This window comes from Phycicoccus jejuensis (genome assembly GCF_044797865.1).
Taxonomy (GTDB): domain Bacteria; phylum Actinomycetota; class Actinomycetes; order Actinomycetales; family Dermatophilaceae; genus Phycicoccus; species Phycicoccus jejuensis.
The window spans coordinates 2,416,440-2,427,810 of the sequence record NZ_CP085209.1 but is presented as its reverse complement, the minus strand read 5'-3'; the positions used below and the strand labels follow the sequence as shown (position 1 = coordinate 2,427,810).

General features: G+C 70.8%; 9 protein-coding genes and 1 pseudogene. 6 read left to right on the top strand and 4 right to left on the bottom strand.

Annotated elements, in window-relative coordinates; all coding sequences use genetic code 11:
- Positions 1 to 21: 21 nt before the first annotated feature.
- From LG324_RS11475 to LG324_RS11465, 3 genes and pseudogenes are all read right to left on the bottom strand, one after another.
- Entirely contained in the window at positions 22 to 579 is a 558-nt protein-coding gene (locus LG324_RS11475; protein WP_051750485.1) for a hypothetical protein, read from the bottom strand.
- Positions 580 to 677: 98 nt separating this feature from the next.
- A pseudogene (locus LG324_RS11470) lies at positions 678 to 776 on the bottom strand (hypothetical protein); the annotation flags it as partial.
- 199 nt (positions 777 to 975) lie between these two features.
- Positions 976 to 1,455, bottom strand: coding sequence for a Rieske (2Fe-2S) protein (locus LG324_RS11465; protein WP_207021846.1), 480 nt, complete (start codon positions 1,453 to 1,455; stop codon positions 976 to 978).
- A gap of 254 nt (positions 1,456 to 1,709) precedes the next feature.
- Between LG324_RS11465 and LG324_RS11460 the strand changes: the two genes are divergently transcribed.
- From LG324_RS11460 to LG324_RS11435, 6 genes are all read left to right on the top strand, one after another.
- On the top strand, positions 1,710 to 2,927 hold the full coding sequence (locus tag LG324_RS11460; protein ID WP_242525650.1) for a branched-chain amino acid ABC transporter substrate-binding protein: 1,218 nt from the start codon (positions 1,710 to 1,712) through the stop codon (positions 2,925 to 2,927).
- A 183-nt stretch (positions 2,928 to 3,110) separates the two neighbouring features.
- A complete protein-coding gene (locus LG324_RS11455; protein WP_030528381.1) occupies positions 3,111 to 4,070 on the top strand; it encodes a branched-chain amino acid ABC transporter permease in 960 nt (319 codons plus the stop codon).
- Positions 4,067 to 5,779 carry a branched-chain amino acid ABC transporter permease gene (locus tag LG324_RS11450; protein ID WP_404347980.1) on the top strand — a complete coding sequence of 571 codons (1,713 nt, stop codon included), beginning with the start codon at positions 4,067 to 4,069 and terminating at the stop codon, positions 5,777 to 5,779. Before LG324_RS11455 ends, LG324_RS11450 begins: the two co-directional genes overlap by 4 nt.
- Positions 5,776 to 6,606 (top strand): ABC transporter ATP-binding protein, encoded by an 831-nt coding sequence (locus LG324_RS11445; RefSeq protein ID WP_030528379.1) that lies wholly within the window; start codon positions 5,776 to 5,778, stop codon positions 6,604 to 6,606. Before LG324_RS11450 ends, LG324_RS11445 begins: the two co-directional genes overlap by 4 nt.
- Complete coding sequence (locus tag LG324_RS11440; RefSeq protein WP_207021849.1) at positions 6,603 to 7,316, top strand: ABC transporter ATP-binding protein; 714 nt, start codon at positions 6,603 to 6,605, stop codon at positions 7,314 to 7,316. Before LG324_RS11445 ends, LG324_RS11440 begins: the two co-directional genes overlap by 4 nt.
- An 87-nt stretch (positions 7,317 to 7,403) precedes the next feature.
- Positions 7,404 to 8,303, top strand: a complete 900-nt coding sequence (locus LG324_RS11435; protein WP_404347976.1) for a hypothetical protein — start codon at positions 7,404 to 7,406, stop codon at positions 8,301 to 8,303.
- Between the two features lie 19 nt (positions 8,304 to 8,322).
- Here LG324_RS11435 and uvrA read toward each other — a convergent pair whose 3' ends face one another.
- A complete protein-coding gene (uvrA, locus tag LG324_RS11430) occupies positions 8,323 to 11,349 on the bottom strand; it encodes an excinuclease ABC subunit UvrA (RefSeq protein ID WP_404347973.1) in 3,027 nt (1,008 codons plus the stop codon).
- Between the last annotated feature and the right edge of the window lie 22 nt (positions 11,350 to 11,371).

Here is an 11,371-nt window from a genome sequence, read left to right as displayed (position 1 = left end):
GTGTCGAGCTGACGGAGATGGTCACGCGCCGGCGGTCAGCCGCTCGGCCAGGGCCATCGCCCGCCGCACCCGGGCCAGCAGCCGCTCGGGGTGCGCGAGGTCGTCCCACATGACGCGGACGACGACGTAGCCCAGCTCCCGCAACCTGTCCTCACGACGCTTCTCGGCGATGACGGCCTCCGGACCGCCCGCCGAGTACTTGACGGCTCCGTCGAACTCGATGAGCACCTTCGTCCCGCGGACGGCGAGGTCGACGCGCCCGACGAGCTCACCGTCCTCGTCACGGACCTCGACCTGCGAGTCGAGCTCGAGCCCGAGGGACTCGAGCGTCACCCGCGTGCGGCTCTCCCCCGGGCTCTCGCTGGCCGCGTCGACGAGCCGGAGCATCGCGAGGGCTCGCTGGACGTGGCGATGGCCGGCTCGCCGAGCGACCTCGCCCGTCAGCCCGTCGAGGGTGACGATCCCCCGGTGCATCGCGGCGTCGACCGAGACGACGGCCGCCACCGTCCCGTGGTCGAGGGCGACACCGACGAGGGCGGCGAACGGCGGCTCGACCGGGCCGAACGCAGGGCGCGGCACAGCTCGAGGTGTCGGTCCTCCGGACGTGCTGCCGCGGCCCCGGTCGCGTACAGGCCACGCGCCAGGCGCCGGAGCGTGCGCGCCCTCACGGCGCGGGTCAGCGCCTCGCGCGAGACACCGAGGCCGGCTGCCTCGGCGGTCGTGAACACGCTGTCGTGCAGCCGCCCGAGGAAGCCCAGGTCATCCGTCTCGTCCATCCCCTGACGATCGACGCGGCCGAGCCGAGGGGCCAGCGGCCGGGACGGATCTGTGGACGACGGCCGTCCGCTCCGGCACCTGTGGACGACGGCACGAAACCCCGGTTCGTCCACGAGACCCCGGCTCGGAGCCGGGGTCTCGTGGACATTTCGGGGTCACCCCGAAATGTCGTGACGGGAGTGACGGGAGGGACGAACGTCAGGAGACGGTGAGGCCGTCGCCGCTGACGGTGACGGACTTCTCGGGCAGCGGCTTCGTCGCCGGTCCCTGCTTGACGGCGCCGGTCGCGGCGTCGAACTGGCTGCCGTGGCAGGGGCAGGTGATGACGCCGTCGGCGACGCCGCCCACCTGGCAGCCCTGGTGGGTGCAGACGGACGAGAACGCCTTGTACTCGCCCTGCGTCGGCTGGGTGACGACGGTCGAGATCGACTCGAAGACCTTGCCGCCGCCGACGGGGATCTCGGCGGCCTTGATGGCCTGCGACACGGCGGAGCTCGCGGCGCCGGCGGCCGAGCTGGCGGCCTCCTCGACGTCGCCGGACCCGCACGCGGCGAGAGAGCCGGCCCCGACGACGACGGCGCCGACGGCGCCCGCCGTGCGGAAGGACTGGCGTCGGGTGACGCACGCGCAGCCGGAGCCGCACTCGGTGCTGGACGGGGTGGGGCGGTCGGTGCTCATCGGGCTGTCCCTCTCGGTCCGTGGGTGTCCCTCGCAGTATCCATGTCGTCACTGGACGCCGCCTGTGGACCTTCGTCCACTGTCCGTCCGGCCCGCCCACCTGCTGGATCCGCAGGTAACAACTCGGCACCACAAACAAGAAGGTCCTCGGCAAACGGGCCGATCACGGCTACATTCCGTCAGGTCCGCGTCGGCGGGCAGGAGCATCCGCTCACCAGACCAGATCCCCAGGAGGAACTGTGCCTCAGCGTTCCGTGGTTGCCGTTGGCGCCTCGCTGCTCGTGGCCTCGCTCGCGCTCTCCGGTTGCGGCACGCGCGGCGGCGACGACGGCGGCAGCGACACCGGCAGCGGCTCCGGCAGCACCAAGACCGCGAAGATCGGCGTCATCGCGCCGCTCTCCGGTGACCTCGCCGCCCTCGGCAAGGGCATCGAGCACTCGGTCGACCTCGCCATCAAGCAGGCCAACGAGTCCAACGCCATCCCCGGCTGGAAGCTCGAGCTCGCGGCGGAGGACGACCAGGCCACCCCCGACGTCGGCAAGAACGCCGCGACGAAGCTCGCGTCCGACAAGGACGTCGTCGGCGTCGTCGGCACGCTCAACAGCTCGGTCGCGCAGAGCGTCCAGCCGGTGCTCTCGACGGCCAACATCACGATGGTCTCGCCGGCCAACACGAACCCGTCGCTCACCCAGGGCGCCGACTTCGCGACGGCCCCGAAGCGGACCTACCAGAACTACTTCCGCACCTGCACGACCGACTCGATCCAGGGCCCGTTCGCGGCCCGCTACCTCTTCGAGAAGGCCGGCATCAAGGAGGTCGCGACGGTCCACGACAAGAAGACCTACGGCCAGGGCCTCGTCGACGCCTTCAGCAAGGAGTTCACGAAGCTCGGCGGCACCATCGTCGCGGCCGAGACGATCAACCCCGACGACGACAAGTACGACGCCGTCGTCAGCAAGATCAAGCCGAGCAACCCCAAGGCCGTCTACTACGGCGGTGAGTTCCCGCAGGCGGGTCCGTTCTCGCAGCAGATGAAGGCCGCCGGCCTCAACGTCCCGCTCATGGGCGGCGACGGCATCTACTCCGGCGAGTTCATCAAGCTCGCGGGCAGCACCGCCACCGGCGACCTCGCCACCTCGGTCGGCGCCCCGACCGACCAGCTCGAGTCGGCCAAGGCGTTCGTCGAGGCCTACAACGCGGGCGGCTACGCCGAGCCGTACGAGGCCTACGGTGCCTACGCGTACGACGCGGCGAACGCGATCATCAACGCCCTCAAGACCTCGCTCAAGGACGCGGACTCGGCCGAGGCCGCCCGCCAGGCGACGGTCCAGGCGATGAGCAGCGTCTCCTTCGACGGCGTGACCGGCAAGGTCGCGTTCGACGAGTACGGCGACACCACCTCCAAGGTCCTCACCGTGTACGCGGTCAAGGACGGTGCGTGGGCCCCCGTGAACACGGAGGAGTTCAAGTAAGCCGCTCCTGACGACACAGTCGTGAGCACCCCGACGGCGGGGGTGGTCGAGAAGACCACCCCCGCCGTCCGTGTCCGGACCCGGCAGTCGGCTGCGTGCCCACCCCCCGTGTGGCGCCTGTCCGTGACGCACGTCACCCGCTACTCTCCCCCCAGCCCACCCGCACGTCACGCCTAGGAGGTCGTGGTGGAACTTGCCCAGCAGCTCGTCAACGGGCTGACCCTGGGATCGCTGTACGCCCTGATCGCGGTCGGATACACGGTCGTCTACGGGATCATCCAGCTGATCAACTTCGCCCACGGCGAGATCTTCATGGTGGGTGCGTTCGGTGCCCTCAGCACCGCGCTCCTGTTCTTCCGCAGCTACGTCGACGGCGGCGAGATGCTCCCCTTCTGGGCGCTCCCCGTCCTCATCGTCGGGGCGGTCGCCGCCTCGGTGGCCATCGCGGTCCTCATGGAGCGCATCGCCTACCGGCCGCTGCGCAACGCCCCGCGCCTCGCCCCCCTCATCACGGCCATCGGCATCTCGGTCTTCCTCCAGGAGGCCGTCCGCCTCCTCTACGGCAAGATCCCGAGCTTCCCGGACGCCAAGCAGAAGGTCCCCTTCCCGCAGATCGAGGTCGTGAGCGGCCCCGCGTTCAACCTCGGCGGCGTGACGCTCCAGCGCTCGACGATCTTCACCGTCGGCGCCCTGGTCATCTGCGCGGCGGGCCTGTTCTACTTCGTCTCCCGGACCAAGACCGGGCGGGCGATGCAGGCCGTCTCGCAGGACCCCGACACCGCGCGGCTCATGGGCATCAACGTCGACCGCATCATCGTCGTCGCCTTCGTCATCGGCGCGACCCTCGCGGCCGTCGCCGGCATCGCCCAGGGCCTGCAGGTCACGAACATCAACTTCAAGATGGGCTTCCTCGCGGGCCTCAAGGCCTTCACCGCCGCCGTCCTCGGCGGCATCGGCAACGTCTGGGGCGCCGTCATCGGCGGACTCACCCTCGGGCTCGTCGAGGCGCTGGCCGTCCAGTTCATCCCCGGCACCTTCGGCGGCAGCCCGTGGAAGGACGTGTGGGCGTTCGCGCTCCTCATCCTCGTCCTCGTCTTCCGACCGCAGGGCCTCCTCGGCGCAAAGGTGGTGGACCGCGCATGAGCACCGTGACGCACTCCCCCGACACGACCGACACCGAGCTCTCGCGCCTGGACCGGCTGCGTGAGCAGCACGGCGACCGCGCCGCGATCCTCGCGGTGGCCGGTGGCGCGCTGCTCCTCGTGAGCGGCCTGCTGTCGTGGTCCTACGACAACCGGATCCTCGACGACGTGAGCGTCCGGTTCTACCCGCTCGGGATCCAGCTCTACGCGATGCTCCTCGGCATCGTCGCGCTCGCCCTCGGCGTGCTGCTCTTCCGGCGGCCGCGGTGGCTCAACCCGGGCCGGGGCCTGCGCGCCGTCGGCTGGGGCTCGGTGGTCTTCGCCCTCGCCGGCATCATCGCCGTGGCCTACCAGGCGGGCGGGCTCATCAACGTCAACGAGGGCGGCTGGGTCGGCCTCGCCGGCGCCGTGCTCGTCCTCGCCGGTGGCCTGCTCTCGCCGCACGTGGACCTCGACGTCCGGACCTGGCCGCGGCTGCCCTCGTGGGCCGAGATCCTCGTCATCGTCGTCATGCTCGGGCTGCTGCTCTTCGCGACGGCGTACACGCTCAACGTCGACGACCCGGCGACCTTCGGGTGCCTCCTCATCACGCTGCTCGCTGTCGCGATCGGCCTCGTGGGCAGCGGGTTCGGCGAGTACCTCGGGTTCATCGGGCAGAACAACCGGCGCCCGCTGCTGCTGGCGGCCTTCCTCGTCGCGTTCCTCTTCCCGTTCACCCAGGACGGCTCGGACGCGAACATGTCGATCGCCACGCAGATCCTCATCTTCGCGGCGACGGCGCTGGGCCTCAACATCGTCGTCGGGCTCGCGGGCCTGCTCGACCTCGGCTACATCGCCTTCCTCGGCACCGGCGCCTACGTCGGCGCGATGCTGTCGAAGTCGGCGTTCGCGACGATCGGGTGGAACCCGCCCTTCCTCGTCGTCATGCTCCTCGGGATGCTCGTCGCGTCGATCTTCGGCCTGATCATCGGCTCCCCGACGCTGCGGGTCTCCGGCGACTACCTCGCCATCGTCACCCTCGGCTTCGGCGAGATCTTCCGCCTGGCGATGTTCAACCTCGACGGCAACAACGGCCCGGACCTGACCAACGGCCCGAACGGCATCCCCGGCATCCCGGACCTCAACTTCTTCGGGTTCGACTTCGGCCAGACGCACACGGTCGCGGGCATCCCGCTCGGACGGTTCAGCAACTACTACTTCCTGCTGCTCCTGCTCATCGCGTTCGTCATCCTCGTCTTCACCCGGCTCAACGACAGCCGGATCGGGCGCGGCTGGGTCGCGATCCGCGAGGACGAGCGAGCGGCGGAGGCGATGGGCGTCAACGTCTTCGGGCTCAAGCTGCTCGCGTTCGCGGTCGGCGCCTCGCTCGCCGGCCTCGCCGGGACGATCAAGGCTCACCAGGACACCTCGGTGACGCCCGACCAGTACATCTTCCTCGAGTCGGCGTTCCTCCTCGCGGCGGTCGTCCTCGGCGGCATGGGCACGGTGGCCGGCGTCCTCGTCGGCGCGACCGTCCTCAAGCTCCTCCCCGAGAAGGCCCGCATCGTCAACGACTACCGGCTGCTCATCTTCGGTCTGCTGCTCGTCGTCATGATGCGCTTCCGGCCGGAGGGCCTCGTCGCGAGCAAACGACGGCAGCTGGAGTTCCACGAGGACGACGAGGAGCTCGCCGAGATCGTGCAGTCCGAACACCTTGAGGAGGCGAAGTGACCGTCACCGACCCCACACCGAGCGGCCACGTGATCGGGGACCGCGTCGTCCTCGAGGCCGAGCACGTCACGATGCGCTTCGGCGGCCTCACCGCCGTCGGCGACGTCAGCATGAAGGTGCACGACGGCGAGATCGTCGGGCTCATCGGCCCGAACGGCGCCGGCAAGACGACCTTCTTCAACTGCCTCACCGGGATGTACGTCCCGACCGAGGGCCGGGTGACCCTCGGCGGTGAGCAGCTGCCGCCGAAGCCGCTCAAGGTCGTGCGCGCCGGCATGGCCCGGACGTTCCAGAACATCCGGCTGTTCGGCAACATGACCGCCCTCGAGAACGTCATGGTCGGGCGCTACTGCCGCACCTCGTCGATGGCGCTCACCTCGATCCTCCGCGGGCCGAAGTTCCGACGCGAGGAGGAGGCCACCCGCCTGCGGGCGCAGGAGCTGCTCGACTACGTCGGGCTCGGGAAGTCGACCGAGATCCTCGCGCGCAACCTCCCCTACGGCGACCAGCGCCGGCTGGAGATCGCGCGGGCCCTCGCGACGGACCCGCAGATCCTGCTCCTCGACGAGCCGACCGCGGGCATGAACCCCAAGGAGACCGAGGAGACGATGCACCTGATCTTCAAGATCAGGGACAGCGGCCTCGCCGTCGTCGTCATCGAGCACGACATGCGGTTCATCTTCAACCTCTGCGACCGGGTGCTCTGCCTGGTCCGGGGCGAGGTCCTCGTCGAGGGCTCCCCCGGCGAGGTGCAGTCCGACCCGCGGGTCATCGAGGCCTACATCGGTGGCGACGACACCGACGAGGACGAGGAGGAGAGCGCGTGAGCGCCATGCTGGAGGTCAAGGACCTCGTCGTGTCCTACGGCAAGATCAAGGCCGTCAAGGGCATCTCGTTCACCGTCGACCAGGGCGAGGTCGTCTCGCTCATCGGCACGAACGGCGCCGGCAAGACGACGACGCTGCGGACGATCTCGGGCCTGCTGCGCCCGGTGTCTGGCTCCATCGTCTTCGACGGCCGGGACCTGACGAAGGTCGCCCCGCACGAGATCGTCTCGCTCGGGCTGGCCCACTCCCCCGAGGGCCGGCGCATCTTCCCGAAGCTGAGCGTCGAGGAGAACCTCCTCCTCGGGGCGTTCTCGCGCAAGGACAAGGGCATCCGTGAGGACCTCGCGGCGGCGTTCGAGCTCTTCCCCATCCTCGAGGAGCGCCGCGCGCAGCCCGCCGGCACGTTCTCGGGCGGTGAGCAGCAGATGCTCGCGATGGGCCGGGCGATGATGAGCCGCCCGAAGATGCTCATGCTCGACGAGCCGTCGATGGGTCTCTCGCCGCTGATGATGAAGCGGATCATGACGACCGTGACGACCCTGCAGCAGCAGGGGACGACGATCCTCCTCGTCGAGCAGAACGCCCAGGCGGCGCTGCGGCGCGCGACGAAGGGCTACGTCCTCGAGGTCGGCTCGATCGTCCTCTCGGGCACCGGCAAGGAGCTCCTCGAGAGCGACGACGTCCGGAAGGCCTACCTCGGCGAAGACTGATCACACACGAGGACGGGCCGCGCGACTCCACGTCGCGCGGCCCGTTCCCGTTGCTCACCCGCCGCACGGCCCGCCTAGGGTGGGTCGATGACGACCTTCCGCCACGACGAGGCCGCGCGCGCGGTGGCTCGCCTGGCCTACCGCACCCTCGAGCCCTACCACCTCGCCGCGTACTTCGGCCCGCACGTGGACGCCGCCCGCGAGGAGCTCGGTGTCGGGTGGCTGGGGGCCTACACCGGGATGCGTGCCGCCCCGCTCGGCGCGGTCCCGGGCCAGGTGGTCGCGGCGACCTTCTTCGGCTTCCGGCCGGAGGCGGTGGCCAAGGCCTGGGGCCTGGCGCTCGGGCGGCACACCCCGAGCGGGCTCGACGAGGTGCGCACCCGCTGCCTCGACGACGGGCTGCGCTCCGCGCTGGGAGCGGACGTCGGCTCCCCCGCCGTGGCCGAGCTCGTCGGACGGCTGCGTCCGGTCCTCGACCGGCTGGACCACGGTGGTCGGCCGCTGGCGGCCGCCTATGCGGCGCAGGAGTGGCCGGCGTCCCCGCACCTGGCCCTCTGGCACGCGACCGCCCTGTGGCGCGAGTGGCGCGGCGACGGGCACGTCGCGGCCCTGACCTCGGCGGGGCTGCGCCCGCTCGAGTCGCTCGTCCTCTACGACGCCTGGCTGCGCGCGACGAGCCCGGAGCGCGCGAGCCGCGGTCGTGCCTTCCTCCAGCCCACCCGGAGGTGGACCGACGAGGAGTGGGCCGGGGCCGAGGAGTCGCTGGGCACGTCGGGCCTTCTGACACCGGCCCGCGAGGGTGGGGCGCCGACGCTGACCGAGGCCGGGCGGCGGCTGCGAGACCACCTCGAGGACGCCACCGACGACGCCTCGGCCGCGGCCTGGGCGGATGTCGACGACGCCGAGCAGCTGCTGACGACGGCCCGTGCCGTGGTGAAGAAGGTCATCGACGCCGGCTGGCTGCCCGGCACCCCCGGCCGCGCCTGAGCGCGGTCCGGGGGCCGGGTCAGCCGGCCTTGCGGGAGGTGGTCCTGCGGGTCGGCTCCCGACGGGCGGTCGAGCTCTTGGCCGCGGTCCTCTTCGCCGGCGCCTTGGTGGCCGGGGCCTTCGTCGCCGCCGTCTTCTTCGACGCAGCCCGCTTGGCCGGGGCGGCCGTCGTGCGCGCGGTCTTCGCGAGGATCGGCGCGAGGAAGCGCCCGGTGTGCGACTCCTCGAGCGCCGCGACCTCCTCGGGCGTGCCCTCGGCGATGACCCGCCCGCCGCCGCTGCCGCCCTCGGGGCCGAGGTCGACGAGCCAGTCGGCCGACTTGATGACGTCGAGGTTGTGCTCGATGACGATGACGGTGTTGCCCTTGTCGACGAGGCCTTGGAGCACCTTGAGGAGCTTGCGGATGTCCTCGAAGTGCAGGCCGGTCGTCGGCTCGTCGAGCACGTAGACCGTGCGCCCGGTCGAGCGCTTCTGCAGCTCGGAGGCGAGCTTGACGCGCTGTGCCTCGCCGCCGGACAGGGTCGGCGCGGGCTGGCCGAGCCGGACGTAGCCGAGGCCGACGTCGTTGAGCGTACGCATGTGCCGCGCGATCGCGGGGACCGCCGCGAAGAACTCGGCGGCCTCCTCGATCGGCATGTCGAGGACGTCGGCGATCGACTTCCCCTTGTAGTGGACCTCGAGCGTCTCGCGGTTGTACCGCGCGCCGTGGCAGACCTCGCACGGCACGTAGACGTCGGGGAGGAAGTTCATCTCGATCTTGATCGTGCCGTCGCCGGAGCACGCGTCGCAGCGGCCGCCCTTGACGTTGAACGAGAACCGCCCCGGCTGGTAGCCGCGGACCTTGGCCTCCTCGGTCGTCGCGAAGAGCTTGCGGACGTGGTCGAAGACACCGGTGTACGTCGCCGGGTTCGAGCGCGGGGTGCGCCCGATCGGGCTCTGGTCGACGTGGACGACCTTGTCGAGGTGGTCGAGGCCGGTGACCGACTTGTGCCGGCCCGGGACGTGGCGGGCGCCGTTGAGCTTGTTCGCCATGACGTTGTAGAGGATGTCGTTGACGAGCGTGCTCTTGCCCGAGCCCGAGACCCCGGTGACCGCGACGAGGTTGCCGAGCGGGAAGCCGACGGTGACGTTGTCGAGGTTGTGCTCGGTCGCCCCGACGACGACGACCTCCCGGCCGCGCTCCTGCGGGCGACGGACGGCCGGGGTCGGGATCTCGCGACGGCCGGACAGGTACTTGCCGGTGATGGAGTCGGGGTGGGTCAGCAGGTCGGCGACGGTGCCGGAGTGCACCACCTCGCCCCCGTGCTCGCCCGCGCCCGGGCCGATGTCGACGACCCAGTCGGCCGTCGCGATCGTGTCCTCGTCGTGCTCGACGACGATGAGCGTGTTGCCGAGGTCGCGCAGCCGGGTCAGCGTCTCGATGAGGCGGTGGTTGTCGCGCTGGTGCAGACCGATGCTCGGCTCGTCGAGGACGTAGAGGACCCCGACAAGGCCGGACCCGATCTGGGTCGCGAGCCGGATGCGCTGCGCCTCACCGCCGGACAGGGTGCCGGCCGGCCGGTCCAGGCTCAGGTACTCCAGGCCCACGTCGAGGAGGAACCCGAGCCGGGCGTCGATCTCCTTGATGACGCGCGCCGCGATCTGCCGCTCGCGCTCGGTGAACTCGACCGTCGAGAAGAACTGCGCGGCGTCGCCGATGGCCAGGCGGGAGACGTCGGCGATCGAGCGGCCGCCGATGAGGACGGCGAGCGACTCGGGCTTGAGGCGCGCGCCCTTGCACACGGGGCAGGGCACCTCGCGCATGTAGCCCTCGTAGCGCTCACGGCTCCAGTCGGAGTCGGTCTCGGAGTGGCGCCGCCGGACGAACGGGATGGCGCCCTCGAAGCCGGTGGAGTACGAGCGCTCGCGCCCGAAGCGGTTGCGGTAGCGGACGTGCACCTTGTGGTTGCGCCCGGTGAGCAACGCGTCGCGGACCTTCTTCGGCAGCTCGCGCCACGGCGTGTCCATCGAGAACTTCATCTCGTCGGCGAGGGCCGACATGACGCGCTGGAAGTAGTCGGCGGCGCCCGACGCGGTGGCCCACGGGGCGATGGCGCCCTGGGCGAGGGTCAGGTCGTCGTCGGGGACGATGAGGTCGGGGTCGACCTCGAGCTCGGTGCCGATGCCGCTGCACTCGGGGCAGGCGCCGAACGGGCTGTTGAACGAGAACGAGCGCGGCTCGACCTCGTCCATCGACAGCGGGTGGTCGTTCGGGCAGGCCATCTTCTCGGAGTAGCGGCGCTCGCGCTCCGGGTGCCCCTCCTCGAGGTCGACGAAGTCGACGACGAGGACCCCGCCGGCCAGCCCGAGGGCGGTCTCGACGGAGTCGGTGAGCCGGCGCTTGGCCGAGGTGTCGTCACCCTTGGCGACGAGGCGGTCGACGACGACGTCGATCGTGTGCTTGACCTGCTTCTCGAGCTTCGGCGGGTCGGTGAGGGTGACGACCTCGCCGTCGACCCGGGCCCGGGAGAAGCCCTTGGCCTGGAGCTCGGCGAAGAGGTCGACGTACTCGCCCTTGCGGGCGCGGACGACCGGCGCGAGCAGCTGGAAGCGGGTGCGCTCGGGCAGCTCGAGGAGCCGGTCGACGATCTGCTGCGGGCTCTGCCGGGTGATCGGCTCGCCGCAGACCGGGCAGTGCGGGCGGCCGGCGCGGGCGAAGAGGAGACGGAGGTAGTCGTAGACCTCGGTGATGGTGCCGACGGTGGAGCGGGGGTTGCGGTTGGTCGACTTCTGGTCGATCGACACCGCGGGCGAGAGGCCCTCGATGAAGTCGACGTCGGGCTTGTCCATCTGCCCGAGGAACTGCCGGGCGTACGCCGAGAGCGACTCGACGTAGCGCCGCTGGCCCTCGGCGAAGATGGTGTCGAAGGCCAGCGAGGACTTGCCCGACCCCGAGAGGCCGGTGAAGACGACGAGAGCGTCCCGGGGGAGCACGATGCTGACGTCCTTGAGGTTGTGCTCGCGGGCGCCGCGGACGACGAGGTGGTCATGACTCACACCCGCCATGCTAGGTGTCGGGTCCGACAGC

Coding starts and splice junctions, on each gene's coding strand:
- LG324_RS11450 (WP_404347980.1), top strand. CDS start 4,067: ATGAGCACCGTGACGCACTCCCCCGACACGACCGACACCGAGCTCTCG.
- LG324_RS11465 (WP_207021846.1), bottom strand. CDS start 1,455: ATGAGCACCGACCGCCCCACCCCGTCCAGCACCGAGTGCGGCTCCGGC.
- LG324_RS11435 (WP_404347976.1), top strand. CDS start 7,404: ATGACGACCTTCCGCCACGACGAGGCCGCGCGCGCGGTGGCTCGCCTG.
- uvrA (WP_404347973.1), bottom strand. CDS start 11,349: ATGGCGGGTGTGAGTCATGACCACCTCGTCGTCCGCGGCGCCCGCGAG.